Origin of the sequence: Halomonas sp. BN3-1, from assembly GCF_003056325.1 — a bacterium.
GTDB lineage: Bacteria > Pseudomonadota > Gammaproteobacteria > Pseudomonadales > Halomonadaceae > Halomonas > Halomonas litopenaei.
The window spans coordinates 150,782-168,232 of record NZ_PYVV01000013.1 but is presented as its reverse complement, the minus strand read 5'-3'; the positions used below and the strand labels follow the sequence as shown (position 1 = coordinate 168,232).

The window sequence follows — 17,451 nt, the reverse complement described above, 5'->3', positions numbered from 1 at the left end:
CGGCCCTGGGTGCGGCGATGCGGAAGCTGATCCACATCGCCTATGGTGTCCTCAAGACACAAACCGAATATCGGCCACAAACCGCCTGATGGGATGTTTGTGGCCGGTTAGGGGAGATGGTATCTAGGATAGTCGGCCCGCGGAGGAACCCCGTGACGCTGAACGAAGAAAGCCGCTGCCTAGGGAAAAAAGATGAACAGGCAAAGATGAACAGGAAACGCCGATGATGTCGCTGGACCCGTTACGCCTCTACAAGTGCCTGTCGGAAGAGACGCGCCTGTCGATCATGCTGTTGCTGCTGCAGGAAGGAGAGCTTTGCGTCTGCGAAATGACCGCGGTGCTCGAGGTGTCGCAACCCAAGGTGTCACGCCACCTGGCGGAGTTGCGCCGCTGTGGGTTGCTCCAGGATCGTCGCGATGGACAGTGGGTCCACTACCGGCTGAGCGCCGAACTGCCCGACTGGGCGCTCGACTGTCTCGAAGCCGGCGCCCGGGGGCGACGGGCCGAGCTCGAGGCATTGCACGAAGGACTGGCCAGGATGGGGGATCGTCCGCAGCGCTGCGAGAGCCTTTGCTGAGGCGCCATCGGCCTCCATGGTGACTCCTGGTCGCCTTGGCCGTGCCCAGAAAAGACGCAGGCAACTTGCCTGTATTACAAGAAGAGGGCCTACACTGAAGCTGTGCACCGGCATGTTAATTCTCATGCTAATCAATTAACATGCCGGCCACTTAAACGATTCAGCGCAAGGACCTTGGATCATGATCATCTACTCCCTCATCTTGTTGTTGGTGGGGCTTTCGCTATTGGGGGGCGGCGCCTGGCTGGTCACCCTGGGTGGAAGCTGGTACTACGCCCTGGCCGGTCTGGTGCTGATCGCGGTGGGCGCCATGGCGCGCTCCCGTCGCGTGCCGGCGCAGCTGCTTTACGCCGGGCTGCTTGTCGCCACGGCCGCCTGGGCCCTCTGGGAATCCGGCTATGACTGGTGGCCGCTGGCCACCCGCATGGGCCTGTTGATGCTGCTAGCCATTCCGCTGTTGTGGCCGCCGCGTGCCGGCAAGCGTCTGGGTACGGCGGTGCTGTTGCCGGTCTGGGCGTTGCTGGGCGTAGGCCTGCTGGGTAGTCTGGCGGTAGACGCTCATCGCATCGAGGGGCGACTCAACGAGGACGAGATCGTCCAGTCACCCGAGCTTGGCGATTCGCCGGAGGCGAGCTGGCATGCTTACGGCCGCAGCAACCTGGGTCAGCGCTACTCGCCGCTGGACCAGATCACCCCGGATAATGTCGGCGAACTGGAACTGGCCTGGCAGTATCAGACCGGTGACAGGAAGGGCCCTGACGACGTTGGGGAGACCACCTACGAGGCCACGCCGCTGAAGGTGGGCAATGCGCTGTTTCTGTGTACGCCGCACAACTGGCTGGTGACGCTTGACGCCGATAGCGGCGAGAAGCTTTGGCAGTATGACGCCAAGGTGCCGGCGGAAAGCTCACGCCAGCACCAGACCTGTCGCGGCGTCTCCTACCTGCCGCCGGCATCCGGCGATGGCGATAGCCTCGACGTCGCGGCGGCGAGCCAGCCGGCCGAGGCGCTGGAGCCGATCCAGTGCGACGCCCAACTGTTCATGCCGACCTCCGATGCGCGCCTGCTGGCCGTCGATCCGGCCACCGGTGCCCGCTGCGCCAACTTCGCCGACAACGGCGAGCTGGACCTGATGCACAACATGCCGTTCACCCAGTCCGGCTTCTACTACTCGACCTCGCCCCCCGTGGTGGCCAATGGCCTGGTGGTGGTGGCCGGGGCGGTCAATGACAACTACGCCGTCGATTCACCCTCCGGCGTGATCCGCGCCTACGACGCCAGGACCGGCGAGCTGCGCTGGAACTGGGATTCCGGCAACCCGGACGAGACCGCGCCGATCGGTGAGGACGAGACCTACGCCACCAGTTCCCCCAACAGCTGGGCGGTGGCCAGCGCCGATGAGGAGCTGGGGCTGATCTACTTCCCGATGGGCAACCGGACCCCGGACCAGCTCGGCCACTTCCGCAGTGAGGCCGAAGAGAAGTTCGCCACCTCGGTGGTGGCGCTGCGTCTGGACAGCGGCCAGGTGGAGTGGGTCCAGCAGTTCGTCCACCACGACCTGTGGGACATGGACACCCCGGCGCAGCCGAGCCTGGTCGACCTGGAGACCGACGAGGGCATGCAGCCCGCGCTGGTGGTGCCGACCAAGCAGGGGGACGTCTACGTCCTCAACCGCGCCACCGGCGAGCCGATCTTCCCGATCACCGAGGAGCCGGCACCGCAGGGCACCATCGAAGGCGACTACGCGGCACCGACCCAGCCCAGGTCTGCCCTGAGCTTCCGTCCGCCGAAGCTGCGCGAGGCCGACATGTGGGGAGGTAGCCTGATCGACCAGATGGTCTGCCGTATACAGTTCCGCTCGCTGCGCTACGAGGGTCAGTACACCCCACCGTCCGAGCAGGGCACCATCGTCTTCCCCGGCAACTTCGGCGTCTTCAACTGGGGCAGCCTGGCGGTGGACCCCAAGCGCCAGGTGATGTTCGGCATGCCGCTGTATCTGGCCTTCACCAGTACCCTGGTGCCCAAGGACGGCGCCGAACTCGGCGAGACCAACCAGGGTGAGCAGGGGCTCAACGAGAACGCCGGTGCCGACTATGCGGTGGAGATGAAGCCGTTCCTGTCGCCGCTGGGCATTCCCTGTCAGCAGCCGCCCTGGGGCTACGTGGCCGGCACCGACCTGCGTACCGGTGAGGTCGCCTGGCAGCACAAGAACGGCACCATCGAAGACATGACAGCGCTGCCGCTGCCCTTCGAGATGGGGGTGCCGGGTATCGGCGGTCCGATCATCACCGACGGAGGAGTGGCCTTCCTGGCGGCGTCCGTGGACGACTACTTCCGTGCCTACGACCTGACCACCGGCGAGCAGCTGTGGGAGTCGCGGCTGCCAGCCGGCGGCCAGGCCACGCCGATGACCTACCTCAACAGCCAGGGCGAGCAGATGGTCGTGCTGGTGGCCGGGGGGCATGGCTCGATCGGCACCACCATCGGTGACTACGTGATGGCCTACAAACTGCCGGATCAGGCGTCACAGTAGGCGAGCAGGGTGGGGAGCCGAACATTCGGCTCCTGCCCTGAAACCACGCCGTTGCAGCAAGAGCCCCCGTCGGATGCCCGTCGGGGGCTCTTGCTTGTGTCACAAGGTGGCCGACAAGGGTGCGGCAAAACACCCGCTACCGGCCATAATAAAAGATTCAGATAATGGGGATCTTTGTGCCGCTTCGGGATCGAGTGTCTCGACGGCCTACCGCCAGGGACAGGGAGAAACGCATGTCAGATATCGCCCTCTACGTGATGATCTACGCGGCCGTGCTGTTGTCGATCTATCAGGTCTACTACATCTACTACGAGCAGCACTTTGCCGACTTCGAGAAGCGTCCCGGAATGGACGCCGAGGCGCTTGAGGAGCTGTCTCGGCTGGCCGAGCAGGCCAGGAATACCGGTGATCGCGAGGCCTTTGCCCGGGCGGTGAACGAGCGCTTCGATGGCCGCGTCGACCCCAGGGTAGCGCTGGCGGCCTTTTCCCGGGATGACGAGCCGGTCAATGCCGCCATGCTGCTGCGCCGCCGTCGCCAGATCGTCACCAATGGGTGCATCATGGTCCGCCATCTGGCGAGCTGGACGACCCGCCCGCCGAGCCGGGACCTGCGTGGCACCCTGATCATCGTGATCATCGCGCTGTGCCTGTCGGTGCTGGGGCTGGGTGGGCTCAGCGTCTATACCATCGGCTATGAACTGGGCTCACCGGCGTTCGCCTGGGCCAACGATCCCGCCGTCCTGCTTTCGTTGATCGCGCTGCTGATCGTCGCCACCCACCTGGTCTACAAGCTGGACGTCTACCTTCACGATCTCTACGAAATTGGCAGGCTGAACCCGCACTTTCGCTAGGGCTAGCCTGAAAAGTGCCCGTGCTCGTCGACTCTTTGGGCAGGGCTCCAGGCGTCGCCGTATCTGCCGTCTTCCAGTGCCACAAGGCTAGCCGTCTTCCAGCACCACCAGGCCGTAGCTGCCGAGCTCCGGCAGTCCGCCTGCACTGGTGCGCAGGGATAGACCACCATCCTCGGCGACATCGAAGGCCATCACCTGGCCGGTGTTGCCGACCAGCTGATAGAGGGTGTCGCCGTCGGGGCTCAGCGCCATGTCCGAGAAGAACAGCAATTCGCCGTCGTCCTTGTAGGCGGTGGCATCCTCGAGGGCGATGCTGCCGTCCGGTTTGACGCTGTAGCGGCTGATGGAACTCGACAGGGCGTTGGCGGTGTAGAGGGTGTCGCCGTCGGCGTTCAGCGCGACCCAGCAGTTGGCGATCTCGCCTCCTTCCATGGCAGCGCCGGTCAGGGCGTCGGCGGTCTTCAGGGTGAGTCCGCCCTGATCATCCAGCACATAGCTCGAAACCGAGCTGGTCTGCCAGCTGTAGAGCGGGCTCTGGGGTACCTTGTCGGCCTCTTCACGCAGGCCGAACTCCGGCGTCAGGAAGCGTGCCTCCGACATCAGCAGGGTCTCGCCCTGGTCCCCCTTGCCGATGGCGAAGCCCACCGGTATGGCGTGGAAGCGTTCGGCCGGCGCACGCGGGCTGTCCACGCTGGCGATCGGATCGGCGGACAGACCATCGTCACTGACCGCAAAGCTGTGAATCTTGCCGGTCACCAGCTCGTTAACGATGACGAAGGCTCCGGAACGCGAGAAGGCGATGGTCGAGGGGCGGGCACCCAGGTCGCGCCGGCTGCCCTGGATCGCGATCAGTCCTTCGGGGGTGTGGCGATACAGCGCGATGGAGCCGGCCTGGTTGCTGTCACCCACGCTGGCGGTGGCGACCAGGTGGCCGTGGATGGCGACAGAAATCGGGAAACGGTCCGAGGCCGTCACGCTGTTGACGGCCTGAAGGCTGCCGTCGGGGGCGCGGTTCATCAGGCTGAGGGTACCGTCGCCCGGGTTGACCGCCACCATCCAGCCGCCGTCCGCGGAGGCCGCGATGGCGTTGGCGGAGATCAGGGGGTCGTCGCCGTTGGCCAGCGGGTGGTCAGGGTTCTTCTCCAGAGCCGGAATCTCCAGATCACCGGTACCAAGGCCCCCGGTGGGATACTCGGAGGCTAGGGAAAGCGTGCCGTCATCGTCGGCATGGAAGGCGGCGACCGAGTTGCCTTCGGTCTTGTTGGTGACCACGTAGATCGTTTCTGCCGCCAGGCAGGTGGACAGCGGGGCAAGTGTCAGCAGCATCAGGGTGGGCAGGCGTGGCGTCATGGGCGGGGCTCTCCATGGGAAGGGACTCTCGATAGCTGTCTCTTACCTTAGGGCAGTCCTGCAGCGGTGCTCTTCATGGCTGTGCCTTGCCACAACACGGCCGGAAAAAAGGTCGATGCGATGCCTCGATGCGCGATCTTGCAAGGTTTGTGGTGCGCCAAAGAAGAGCGCCGACATCCCGGGATGTCGGCGCTGTGGGCAGGGGCTGTAAACCGCGACGCTCTGATCGGAGGCGCCGCGGTCAGCGCTCAGTTTTCCTTGAGCTCCAGGTCCGGTACTTCGACCTTGAACAGGCGGGTCAGATAGAGCAGGTAGGCAAAGCCGACGGCGACCCAGGTGAGGCCCACCTGGAAGGTGTTGAGCGACAGACTCGACCACAGCCAGATGGTCAACAGGAAGCCGACGCTTGGCATGACGCCGTAGCGCAGCAGGTTCTTGGGTTGCATCAGGTGCTCATCCACCAGGTAGTGCTTGATCACCGAAAGGTTGACGAAGGAGAAGGCGACCAGGGCGCCGAAGCTGATCATGGTGGCGGCCAGCTCCAGGCTGATGACCAGCGCCATCAGCGAGATGGCGCCGACGATCAACGTCGACCCCAGCGGGGTGCCGTAGCGCTGGCTGAGCTTGCCGAAGACCTTGGGCAGGACCTGGTCGCGGCCCATGGCGAACAGGATCCGGGAGACGCTGGCCTGGGCGGCCATGGCCGAGGCGAAGCAGCCTGCTACATATGCAGCGGTGAAGAAGGCGACCAAAAAGCCCCCGCCGGCGCGGCGCATCACGTCCACCGCGGCCGAGTCGGCGCTGCCGAAGTTGTGATAGTCGGGGAACACCAGATGCCCGACCCAGGAGGCCAGAATGAACAGGCCGCCGCCGATCAGGGTGCACAGCATGATGGCGCGGGGAATGTCACGCTTGGGCTCGCGGGTTTCCTCGCACAGGGTCGAGACGGCGTCAAAGCCAAGAAACGACAGGCACAGGATGGCGGCACCACCGACGATGGTGGTCCACTGGAGCCCTTCGCTGTGGAAGGGCGCCAGCAGCGAGGGGGCTTCGCCACCGGCGATGACCTTCAGCGAGATGGCGATGAAAGTGGCCAGAAAGACGAACTGAAAGCCGATGATGATCAGATTCATCTTGGCCACCAGCTTGATGCCCAGGATGTTCAGTGCGGTCACGGCGACGATGGCTCCTACCACCCAGACGCCCTGATCGATGGCGGGGAAGACCTCCTTCATGTAGATCCCGATCACCAGGTAGTTGATCATCGGCAGGAAGATGTAGTCGAGCAGCAGCGCCCAGCCCACCATGAAGCCCACACGGCCACCGAAGGCGCGGCGTGTGTAGGTGTAGGCGGAGCCGGCGGTAGGGTAGTGCTCGACCATCTTGCCGTAGCTGTAGGCGGTGAAGAACATCGCCGCCAGGGTGATCACGTAGGCCATGGGCACATGGCCGCCGGTGGTTTCGGTGACCACGCCGTAGGTGGTGAATACGGTCAGGGGCACCATGTAGGCGAGGCCGAAGAACACCAGGGCAGGCAGGCCAAGGATGCGCTTGAGGCCGCTGTCCTGGCCGTCGGGGGCCTCGGGGAGGCTGGAACGTCGTTGTTGTGTCATGGGTCGGTTCCTGTTGTTGCTGTTGTTGTTCTGAGCGCTGCTCAGGGCGTGGTCTACCGCCCGTTCCAGGTTGCCGTCGTCGATGCGGTCTGGCGGCTGCGTCGGGGGAGACGTTTCGCCGAACCGTGCACGGTCCCCGTGGCAAACCAGTATGGAAAACCGGCGGTGCTCGCGTGGCGCTGACGCCCGTCCGGGACAAGCGACCTACTGATGTCGTACGGGGCGTCCAGCGTTTTCGTCGAATCGGTCGTGCCTTGTGCCGCGTGCCGGGGCTCAGGCGTTGTCGAAGCCCTTGAGCACGTTGATCGCATTGACCCCGATCTCTTCCACCGCGTAGCCGCCTTCCATCACGAATAGTGTGGGCAGTCCGATGCGCTTGAGGCGGGCGCCGATGTCCAGATAGTCGTCGCTTTGCAGGGTGAAGGAGCTGATCGGATCGTTCTTGAAGGTGTCGACCCCGAGGGCGATGATCAGCATGTCCGGGGCGAAGTCCCTGACGCGCGCGATGGCGTCATCCAGTGCCTGCGCCCAACGGGCGTAGTCGGTGCCGCTGGGCAGGGGGTAGTTGACGTTGTAGCCCTCGCCGTCACCTCGTCCGGTCTCGTTGGCGAAGCCGAGAAAGTAGGGAAACTCGTCCATGGGGTCGCCGTGCAGCGAGAGAGTGAGCACGTCGCTGCGCTCGTAGAAGATGTCCTGGGTGCCGTTGCCGTGGTGGAAGTCGATGTCGAGGATGGCGACACGCCGGTGGCCCCGGTCCAGTGCCCGCTGGGCGGATACCGCCACGTTGTTGATGAAGCAGTAGCCGCCGTACTGGTCCCGCGCGGCGTGATGGCCGGGCGGTCGGCACAGGGCGAAGGCTGGCGCGCCGCTGTCGAGCACCTGGTCCAGGGCGGTCAGGGCGATGTCCTTGCTGAGCAGGGCCGCCGCGAAGGTGTCGGCGTTCAGCGAGGTTTCTCCGGCCAGGGCGTAGTAGCCAAGGCGGCCCTCGATATGGCGGGGTATGGGGCCGCCGGGCATCCGTCGTGTCGGCCAGATATTGGGAATCGCTTCGCCTTGGTAACCGGCCGCCTGCCAGTCGCGCCAGGCAACCCGCAGAAAGTCGATGTAGTCCGCGTCATGGATGGCCAGCACCGGCTCCAGTCCATGCTCGTCGGGGCCGCGGATCTCGCCGATGGACTCGGTCCTGGCGCGTTCGATGATGTAGTCCACCCGCTCGGGACACTCGAAGGGCGCGACCAGTTGGCCGGCAAACAGCTCGGTGAGAGTGCGACGGTCGCGGGTGGCGTCGCTATGAACGATCAACATGGCGGTGTCTCCTTTGGCAGTTCCGGGGCAAGGTGACGAGTGTGCGGCCTGCATCGCGGCTGTCGCTGTCTACTCGATCACGGCGGCAAAACGGTCGTTGAGTCGGCTCAGCGCCGGGCCGATCAGCGGCAGGTGGCGCTCACGCGACGCCAGGGCCTCCTCGGTGGCGTAGCTCAGGGTGATGGTCTGGGCGCCCAGCCAGCGCAGGGGTTCGGGCTCCCAGCGACGAACCACCTGGTCCAGTGCACAGCCATCGAAGGCCCAGGGGGCCCGTGTCAGCGGAGTGTCCTGTCCACAGAGCATCTCGGCCAGGGTGCGCGCCATCAGGTGGCTGGCGGCGACGCCTTCGCCGGCATAGCCGCCGGCGGTGGCGATGCCGGCTCGCCGATCGACGAGGGCGTGGGGGCGAAAACTGCGCGAGAGGCCCAGGGTGCCGCCCCAGCCGTGGCTGATATCGACCTCGCCGAGGTCGGGAAACAGATCCTGGAGCAGCGCCTTGCGCATCTGGATGTCGCCCTGGGTGATGGAGGCCTGGTGACGCGGACGGGCGTTGAAGCGGTAGCGACCCCTGGCGCCGAAGATCAGGCGACCATCGCGGCTGCGATGGCCGTAGTTGATCAACCGGCTGGCGTCGGCGAAGGTCGGCCGCTGTGCCAGGCCGATGGCATCCCACTGGCTCTGACTCAAGGGCTCGGTGGCGATCACCAGGCTGGAGACCGGGACCAGGTGGGGACGTAGCTGGGGCAGGGTGTTGTAGCCTTCGGTGGCCATCACGATCATCGGCGCGCGGATGCTGCCCTGGGGCGTGGTCACCTTGCCGTCGTCGATGCTCGTCGCCGGGCTTTGTTCGTAAAGCCTGACCCGCATGGCCGCGAGTCGCTCGACCAGCCCATCGATCAGTTTGCCGGGGTGCAGCGTGGCGACCTGACGATGAAAGATGCCACCGAAGGGGCGGCGGAAGCGGGCCCGGTCGCTGAGTTCGTCGGCGGACAGCCAGCGGCAGTCATGCTGGCGATGGCCGAGTTCCAGTAGGTGTGCGAGGTAGTCCCGCTGGAGCGCCTCCTGGGCCGGGTAGCGCGCCGCCGCGTAGAGCGCCCCACCCTTGTGGAAGTCGGCGTCGATGGCTTCCTGCGAGAGGGTCGTGCCGATCTCGTCGACATTGGCGGACAAAAGCTCGCACAGCGCCTGGCGCCGGGCCAGGGTCAGGCCCTTCAGGTGCCGCTCGAGGCCCGCCAGGTTGCCCACCACCCAGCCCCCGTTTCGCCCGGAGGCGCCGTGGCCGAAACGCCTGGCCTCGAGGACCCGGATGTCTTTCTCCGGGGCCAGGCGCTTGAGGTGATAGGCGGTCCACAGGCCGGTGAAGCCACCGCCGACAATGACCACGTCTGCCTGTTCATCCCCGGTCTGTTCATCGATAGCCTGTTTATCCCCGGTCTGTTCACCGATGGCCTGTTCATCGATGGCCTGTTTATCAATGGAGAGGGGGGCGAGTGGGACTCGCCCGTTGTCTCGGTGTGACCAGAAGATGGCGTCGTTGGACGGTGCTTTCGTCATCACATGAATCCCAGTACCAGATAGAGGGCGGCGGCCAGCAAGCCGGCCAGGGCCGCGTAGGGCAGTTGGGTAAAGGCGTGCTGGAAGGGCGTGCAGCCGCTGGCTTGGGCCGTCAGCACCGTGGCGTCCGAATAGAAGCAGGCGTGGCTGCCGAAGGTGCTGGCCGAGAGGGTGGCACCGATCACCAGCGTCATGTCGGCGCCCAGATTGTGGCCCAGGGTGGTGACGATGGGCAGGATGATCACGAACACGCCCCAGTTGGAACCGGTGGCGAAGGAGACGAAGCCCATCAGCGCAAAGATGATGAAGGGCAGGATCTGGGCGTTGATCAGCGGTTCGACCGTGGTGATGATGTACTCGTTGAGTCCCAGGGTGGTGTTGACGTCATTGAACATGAAGGCCGCCACCAGCACCGCCAGGGCATCCAGCATCGACTTGAAGCCCTCCAGAATGTTGTCGAAGGTCTCGCCGGGGGTCAGCTTCTTCAGGCCGATGAAGGCCACGATCATGCCGGCCAGGGTCACGAAGATGCCCATCAGGAAATCGAGATCGAAGTACCAAGTGAAGAAGGCCAGCGACATCATCGGCAGCAGGAACATCCAGACGCTGCTGCGTGTCTGGTCCTTGGCCGCCAGGTGGGCGATCTCTTCATCGATGTGCTCGGCGCCGGGCGGCACGCAGCGACCCTCGAGCTGGGCGCGCTGCTCGGCGCGCTTCATCGGGCCGAACAGCGGAATCTTGCCGTAGGCGACCAGCGGCACCATGGCCACCGCGATCCACGGATAGAACATGAAGGGGATGGCCTGGATATAGGTCCAGACTCCCTGGCCGTCGGCGGCCAGGCCGTTCTTTTCGATCAGCGCGCCGAAGAACACCGCCCAGGTCGAGATCGGGATCAGTACGCTGATCGGTGCGGCGGTGGAGTCGATGACGTAGGCCAGCATCTCTCGCGACGTCTTGAAGCGGTCCGTCACCTGACGCATCGAGGTGCCGACCGCCAGGGAGTTGAGGTAGTCGTCGACGAACAGCACGATGCCCATGAACCAGCAGCCGAGCAGCGCCCGGGGCTTGCTGGTGATGTAGCGCAACAGGCTTTCGGCGAAGGAACGCGAGGCGCCGGATTTCAGCAGCAGCGCAATGATCGAGCCCATCAGCCCGCATACCGCGATCACCCAGGCCACGTCCTCGTCGGTCAGGACGTTGAGCAGGCTCTCGGAAAGGGTGGACAGGGCGCTGGTCGGCTCGATCAACAGGGTGCCGACGAAGGCGCCGGCCACCAGCGGCTCGAGCGCGCGACGGCTCCACAGTGCCAGCAGCAGTACAACGGCGGTGGGCAGCAGCACCAGCCAGCCGCCTGCGGGGAAAAACGCTTCCATGGATGTCCTCCTGGACGATCATTGTTGTTGGTGAAGCGACCTGGCGATGGCCGTGGGTCGCGTCGATCAGGAGCGTGGCGTGACAGCTATTGGTTGTCGTTGATGTTGTCGTTGGCGTCGTTGATGGTGAAAGGTCCGGTCGATATCGAGCTGCCGACGGCGAGTCGGCGGCGGACGCTCAGCGCAGTTTTTCGCGCAACTGGTAGTACCACATGCCCGCGGCCAACAGGCCGTTGCCGAGGCGCTCGCTGACCGGGATGCGCCAGTGGCGCATGTCGGCGAACAGGTCGAACTCCTCCAGCTGACCGCTGACCGCCCTGGCCATGATGTTGCCAACGATATGCGAGGTGGCGATGCCGTGGCCCGAGTAGCCCTGGGCGTAGAAGACGTTGGGTGACAGCTTGCCGAGCTGAGGGATGCGGTTGATCACGATGCCCGCCTTGCCCTGCCACTGGTAGTCGAGCGCGATGCCCTTGAGCTGCGGGAAGGTGTGTTCGAGCCGGGGGCGCAGTTCGGCGCCGATATCCGCTGAGTCCTGGCCGGAATAGTTGGCGCCGCCACCGAACAGCAGGCGACCGTCGGCGGTCAGGCGGTAGTAGTCGAGCACGAAGCGGGTGTCGTAGACCGCCAGGTCCTGGGGATTGATCGCGGCCTGCTGCTCCCGGCTCAGCGGGGCGGTGGTGACGATGCCGAGAGAGGCGGGGAACAGCTTGCCCTTGAGCGCCTTGCGCTCCAGCCGGTGATAGGCGTTGCCGGCCAGCACCACGCTGTCGGCGTGGATCTGGCCACGCTCGGTGACGACACAGGGGGTAGCGCCGTGGCGAATCTCGGTGACCCGGGTGTCCTCGAACAGCAAGCCGCCCAGGTCCTCAAGGGCGCGGGCCTCGCCAAGACACAGGTTCAGCGGGTGCAGGTGCATGTTGTAGTCGTTGCGCACCGCGCCATGGTAGAGCTCGGTGCCCACCAGTTCGCGCGTCTGATCGGCGTCCAGCAAACTCAGGTGCCGGGCGATCTCGTGGCCCTGGGCCGCTTCGACGTCGCGCTTAAGCTCGGCCATGTGGCTCGGTCGGTAGGCGGCGTGCAGGTGGCCGAACTTCAGGTCACAGGCGATGGCGTACTTGTCGACACGCTGACGCAGAATGTGGTGGCCTCGCCAGCGAAGATCCCAGACGAAGTTCTCGGCTGCCTCTCGCCCTAGCGGGCCGGAGAGCTGCTTGAGCATGGCATCCTGCCCCGACAGGCTGCCGGTGACCTGACCGCCATTGCGACCGCTGGCCCCCCAGCCGATCCGGTTGGCCTCGACCAGCGCTACCCGGTAGCCACGCTCGGCGAGTTCCAGCGCGGTGTTGACGCCGGTGAAGCCGCCTCCGATCACCGCAACGTCGACCCGATGCTCGCCCTCGAGCCTGGGGTATTCGGCTTCTTCGTGGATGGTCGCGGCGTAGTAGGACGCGCAGCGCGGTTCGCTCATGACGACTCCCGAAACGATGGCAGCTTGTTATTGGTGTGATCACATGTTGTGATCACACTAGCAGGGCTTGCAGATGCGCACAAGATGCGAATTCGACCCTGGGCGGCCCAGGCTGCGGCGTCTCGGCGTGGGCTATCGTCATCGAGATGGGCTAGTCTTGACGCCAGACGCAGGTAGATATCGCCGTGATGGTGGCAGGCCAGCGGCCTGTCGGGTTTTCCGCCGATGGTGACAGACGAGCGGTCGACGGGCGGCCGGCAAAAGAAGCAAAAGGGGAGTGATAGAAAAGTTATAGTGGGTTGGCGTGAGGAGTGAAGTGGAGAAAGGAATGGCGAGGGGAATGGCGAGGGGAATAGAGAGCGGAATGGCAGAGAGGAATGGAGAGAGGAATGGACAGAGGAGTGACAAGGAAGCGCAATGACCGACGTTCATACTGACAATAGCGATGACGCCATGGTCGCGCCGATCGGCACGGAACCATCGCCTCCGCCCTACCTGCCGGATACCGCCTCGACCCGAATTCACCGGGACCTGAGGCGTCGTCTGTGCGAAGGGGCCTTCAGTCCGGGCGAGGTGCTTTCGATCCGCGGCATCGCCGCCTGCTATGACACCAGCGCCATGCCTGCTCGGGAGGCGCTGCGCTGGCTGGTGAGCGAGGGGGCTCTGCAGTTTGTCGACAGCCGCAAGATCATCGTGCCGCACTTGAGCCGGGAGCGCTTCACCGAGGTGCTGTTCGCCCGCAGGCGGCTGGAAACCGAGTTGGCCCGGCAAGCCTTTACCGCGATCGAGCACCAGCACATCGACGCCCTGGAGGCGTTGGACGATGGCATCAATCGTGCCATCGAAGCTGCTGATCTCAAGAGCTATATGCGTGGCAACCACGCCTTTCACTTTCTGATCTACCGGCTGAGCGGCTCGACGGTATTGCTGCCGCTGGTCGAGCAGCTATGGCAGCAATACGGTCCCAGCATGGGCTTTATCTGCACGCGTTGGGGCGGCTCCGCCATCGCCGACGATCACCATCGTGAGATTACCCAGGCGCTGCGCCGGGGGGACAGGGACGCCTTCTGTCGCGCGGTGACCGCCGACATCGAGCAGGGAATGCGGCTGCTGGACGACTACTACGCCTCATCGAAGTGATTTCTGGGCTATCTTGATGACGTCCGGCGCCAGTCCTTCGGACCGCCGACCCGAGCATCGAAAGAACGTCGTTGAGTCATCAGGAAAAGCTCATGCAAATCTACCCTTACCTGTTTTTCGACGGCCAGTGTGAAGAGGCCCTGGCGTTCTATGCCGAGCTGATGAACGGCCGAGTGAGCGAGCTTCATCGCTACAGGGACATGCCCGCCGATGCACCTGATGCTGGATGCGGGGAAGCGGGCACACCGTCACCAGAGCACATCATGCATATGCAGATCGAGGTGGCGGGTCATGTGCTGATGGGGTCGGACGCCTCTGGGGAGGCGCCTCAGGGCTTTTCTCTGGCGCTGTCAGTGGACACGCGCGAAGAAGCCGAACGGCTTTGTTCCGGGCTTGCTGAAGGTGGAGAGATCATGTTGCCCCTGTCGGAAACCTTCTGGGCCGAGCGCTTTGCCCTGGTGAAGGATCGCTTCGGCGTCGCCTGGATGGTCATGTATGAAGGCGCACGTGGCGGCTGAATACCGGTGCGTCTTGATGCAGGGCGTCCAGCGGAGCCGGAGGATTCCCAGGCGGCATTCGCAAGCGGGGGCAAGGAGCACGACAAGCGCTCAAGCATGGGCGGCGAATAGCGACAAGAGAAGGAGGATGGGGGCAAGGATGGAATTTTCAGATGTCAGGGGGCCCTATATCAGCGAGCCGCAGATGCTGCCGGGCTTCGGTGAGAAGAGTGGTATCTACAAGGTCGCTGCCGCTGAGCCTCAATGGCTGTCCCGACTGGGGCTTTCCAATGACAGCCAGGCCAATCAGGTCGACCACGGTGGGGTGGACCGCGCCCTGTGTCACTACTGCGCCGATCACTATCCCCGCTGGAGCGAGCGCTATCCCGACGCCGGTGTGGTGCTGGAGGCCGGCGTGCTGGGTGAGAATATTGCGAGCCAAGGGGCCGATGAGCGCGAGGTGCGTATCGGTGACGTCTATCGCATCGGCGAAGCGCTGGTGCAGGTGACCCAGCCCAGGCAACCCTGCGCCAAGGTCGATGCCCGTACCGGCCAGCCGGGGCTGGCGCGGGCCTTTATGCAGGAGGCCCGGATGGGCTGGCTCTACCGCGTGCTGGAGGAAGGATGGATTGCGCCGGGGCCTGTCATCGAGGTGGTCGAGCGCGGTGATGAAAGGTGGAGCGTGGAGGCCTGCTGGCGGGTGCTGGAAGACCGCAGGGCGCCCCTGGATACCATGGCCGAATTGCACGGTGTCGAAGCCCTGGCGCAACACTGGAAGGACCAGTTGGTCCGGCGCATGGACTATTGGCGCGGGCGCGCCTGAGGACGGCAGGCGGGTGAATACCACGCGCTGTAGGGTGCTGCTGCGCCTGGCACCGAACCGACTGAGCCTGTCTTCTCTACACCTGTCTCTCGTGTGCCCCTGTCTCCTCTGGCTCTGTCTCCTCTGCCCCAGTCTCCTGGGCTGAAACGACAAGGCCCTGCTGTGTCGCAGCAGGGCCTTGTTGCAGGGCCTTGTTGCAGGGCCTTGTCGTGATCAACCGCAGCGGAGCATCAGATGTCGCTGTCGGCGGCCAGGTCGTTGGCCAGCGCCACTTCGGAGCCGGGCTTGGCGGTCTGAAGCGCGGCCAGGGTGGGGCCGGTTTCCTGCTGGAAGGAGGCCAGCGCCTGACCGGACAGGCTCTGGTTTTCCGGAAGGGCCACGCGCATCGCATTGACCTGATTGTTGTTGACCATGACCTCGTAGTGCAGGTGAGGTCCGGTGCTGCGACCGGTGTTACCCGACAGGGCGATCCGTTCGCCCATGGTCACGCGCTGTCCGGTGCTGACCAGCGGGCGCGACAGGTGCAGGTAGCGTGTCTTGTAGCCATTGTCGTGACGAATCACGATATAGCGACCCGCCGCCGGGTGGTTGCCGACCTTTTCCACGCGACCATTGGCCGGGGTCTCGATGCCGGTGCCGATCGGCACGGCGAAGTCCGTGCCCTTGTGCGGGCTGACGCGGCCGGTGATCGGATGGCGGCGGTTGAGGTTGAAGTTGGAGCTGATGCGGTAGCTGCCGGAGAACGGGTAGCGGTTGAAGGCCGGGTCGAGGCTCTGGCCTTCGGGGGTGTAGAAGTTGTTGTCCTCGGGATTGCGCACCAGCGTCAGGTCCATGCGCTCGCCGTCGTAGGACACCGCCAGCACGCGGGGGTCCAGGCGCTGGCCGTCGATGATGTCGGACTCGACCAGTACCCGGAAGCTGTCTCCGCGACGGGTGTCGCGGCGAAAGTCGAGCTTCTTCTCGAGCACCCGTGCCATCTCCGAGACTTCGGCACGGCTCAGGCCTGCGGCCTCGGCGGAGCGAGCGAAGCTGCCGCTCACGGTGCCGGCGTAAAGGCGTTGTGAGGCTTCGCCGGCACGCTCGATGGTCGCCACGTCAAAGCCTGAATCCTGGCGTTCGATCAGGTAGCCGTCGCGCACGTTCTTCATGATGCGCAGCGCCAGCAGTCGACCGTCCTCGCCAAGCTGATACTCGAAGGTGTTACCGACGCGCCAGCGGGTCAGCACGTTCTGGTCGGGCAGGTCCTCGAGCAGCGCCATGACCTCGCTGTAGCCCAGCCCCAGGGTCTTTTCGGCCATTTCGGCGAAGGTGTCGCCCTGCTGGACGCGATAGGTCTGCCAGGTCGGGACGAACGGCTCGTTGGCCGCAATCTCTTCCTCGAGCACGATCGGGCCTTCATCGAACAGTTCGAGCTCGTCTTCGCTGACATCCTCATAGGAAGTGGCGTCGCTGGCGACGTCCAGTGACTGCTGCTCCAGCAGCCCACTGGCCACGGTGCCGAGCACCACGGCGATATGCAGGGAGCCTTCGTCGAGCTTGAAGGCGGGCGGCTGCGGATTGCCGTCCAACGCAACTGGCGCCGCGGTGGATGAATCAGCGGCGCCAGGAAGCGTGCGAGAGGATTGTAAGGTAAGAGGAGGTAGTCCCGACGATGAACGCATGGCGTTCTCGAACTTGACGTCGGCGTGGGCCTCGTCGACGAAGTCGATGTCGACGATTTCGCTGGCCTTGAGCTGGGAAATCGGGATGTGCTGGCTGGTGGCATCCAGCGCCAGGTCGATGGCTTCGGCGACCTGGGTTCGCTCGAAGTTCAGCGATGGCAGTTCCGGCGAGGCAGACTCTCCTAGCGGAACCAGAACTGACTCCAGCGATTCATTGCCTCGCTGAACGTCTTCGTAGGTGGTGACAATCTTGTGGGCGCCCAGCACGGTGACCATGGTGGCAACGGGTAACAGCAGCAGCTTGTGCGTGCGGGGCAGCGAATGGAGGATTCGCATCATGGTAAAAGGGCCATAGAAAAATTGATGAAGGTAAATATATAGGCTATTGCACCATACCCCATGAAGTATGGTATGCCTAGACTGTATGGCCATACAGCGGATGGCGCATCGCCCGGTGGTTTATGTGACCGGGGGCGCCAGGAATGGATGAAGCTGTGACAAAACCCTGTTCGAACGCTGTTTATTAACTGTTGTTCATTGGACCCTTAGCGTTGAACAAATGCAACCCCCCGGTAAGTCGTAGTGCTTTCTACTCCCCCTGAAGGACGATAAGTCTCATTTTGTTGATATAAGTCCAATGACTGGCCAGGCGCCGTACAAGGCCTCGCGCGGGAGGGGCGTATCGTGATTTTCATCGATG

13 protein-coding genes are annotated in these 17,451 nt (G+C 64.3%); 6 read left to right on the top strand and 7 right to left on the bottom strand.

The window, feature by feature from the left end; genetic code table 11:
• Positions 1–223 precede the first annotated feature (223 nt).
• The 3 genes from C9F12_RS17545 (at position 224) to C9F12_RS17535 (ending at position 3,961) form a co-directional block, all read left to right on the top strand.
• A complete protein-coding gene (locus tag C9F12_RS17545) occupies positions 224–577 on the top strand; it encodes a metalloregulator ArsR/SmtB family transcription factor (protein ID WP_108449713.1) in 354 nt (117 codons plus the stop codon).
• 181 nt (positions 578–758) lie between these two features.
• Entirely contained in the window at positions 759–3,110 is a 2,352-nt protein-coding gene (locus tag C9F12_RS17540; protein WP_108449712.1) for a glucose/quinate/shikimate family membrane-bound PQQ-dependent dehydrogenase, read from the top strand.
• A 233-nt stretch (positions 3,111–3,343) separates the two neighbouring features.
• On the top strand, positions 3,344–3,961 hold the full coding sequence (locus C9F12_RS17535; protein WP_108449711.1) for a hypothetical protein: 618 nt from the start codon (positions 3,344–3,346) through the stop codon (positions 3,959–3,961).
• Between the two features lie 87 nt (positions 3,962–4,048).
• On the opposite strand, the gene C9F12_RS17530 is transcribed toward C9F12_RS17535, so the two are convergent.
• From C9F12_RS17530 to C9F12_RS17505, 6 genes are all read right to left on the bottom strand, one after another.
• Entirely contained in the window at positions 4,049–5,311 is a 1,263-nt protein-coding gene (locus C9F12_RS17530; RefSeq protein ID WP_108449710.1) for a 3-carboxymuconate cyclase, read from the bottom strand.
• Between the two features lie 248 nt (positions 5,312–5,559).
• Positions 5,560–6,924: an APC family permease gene (locus tag C9F12_RS17525; protein ID WP_045991889.1), complete on the bottom strand. Its 1,365-nt coding sequence runs from the start codon at positions 6,922–6,924 to the stop codon at positions 5,560–5,562.
• Positions 6,925–7,197: 273 nt separating this feature from the next.
• On the bottom strand, positions 7,198–8,229 hold the full coding sequence (locus C9F12_RS17520; RefSeq protein WP_108449709.1) for a histone deacetylase family protein: 1,032 nt from the start codon (positions 8,227–8,229) through the stop codon (positions 7,198–7,200).
• A 69-nt stretch (positions 8,230–8,298) separates the two neighbouring features.
• Positions 8,299–9,783: an FAD-binding oxidoreductase gene (locus tag C9F12_RS17515; protein ID WP_108449708.1), complete on the bottom strand. Its 1,485-nt coding sequence runs from the start codon at positions 9,781–9,783 to the stop codon at positions 8,299–8,301.
• A complete protein-coding gene (locus tag C9F12_RS17510) occupies positions 9,783–11,159 on the bottom strand; it encodes a Na+/H+ antiporter NhaC family protein (protein WP_045991891.1) in 1,377 nt (458 codons plus the stop codon). Before C9F12_RS17510 ends, C9F12_RS17515 begins: the two co-directional genes overlap by 1 nt.
• Positions 11,160–11,337: 178 nt before the next feature.
• The gene (locus C9F12_RS17505; RefSeq protein WP_108449707.1) at positions 11,338–12,630 is read right to left on the bottom strand and encodes an FAD-binding oxidoreductase; all 1,293 of its coding nucleotides are present in this window, start codon (positions 12,628–12,630) and stop codon (positions 11,338–11,340) included.
• A 417-nt stretch (positions 12,631–13,047) separates the two neighbouring features.
• Here C9F12_RS17505 and C9F12_RS17500 point away from each other — a divergent pair, with 417 nt between their 5' ends.
• The 3 genes from C9F12_RS17500 (at position 13,048) to C9F12_RS17490 (ending at position 15,090) form a co-directional block, all read left to right on the top strand.
• A complete protein-coding gene (locus tag C9F12_RS17500) occupies positions 13,048–13,770 on the top strand; it encodes a GntR family transcriptional regulator (RefSeq protein WP_108449706.1) in 723 nt (240 codons plus the stop codon).
• A 71-nt stretch (positions 13,771–13,841) separates the two neighbouring features.
• Positions 13,842–14,288, top strand: a complete 447-nt coding sequence (locus C9F12_RS17495) for a VOC family protein (protein ID WP_124802494.1) — start codon at positions 13,842–13,844, stop codon at positions 14,286–14,288.
• Between the two features lie 139 nt (positions 14,289–14,427).
• A complete protein-coding gene (locus C9F12_RS17490; RefSeq protein ID WP_162816517.1) occupies positions 14,428–15,090 on the top strand; it encodes an MOSC domain-containing protein in 663 nt (220 codons plus the stop codon).
• A gap of 230 nt (positions 15,091–15,320) precedes the next feature.
• Here C9F12_RS17490 and C9F12_RS17485 read toward each other — a convergent pair whose 3' ends face one another.
• Positions 15,321–17,090, bottom strand: a complete 1,770-nt coding sequence (locus C9F12_RS17485; protein WP_108449703.1) for a peptidoglycan DD-metalloendopeptidase family protein — start codon at positions 17,088–17,090, stop codon at positions 15,321–15,323.
• Positions 17,091–17,451 lie beyond the last annotated feature (361 nt).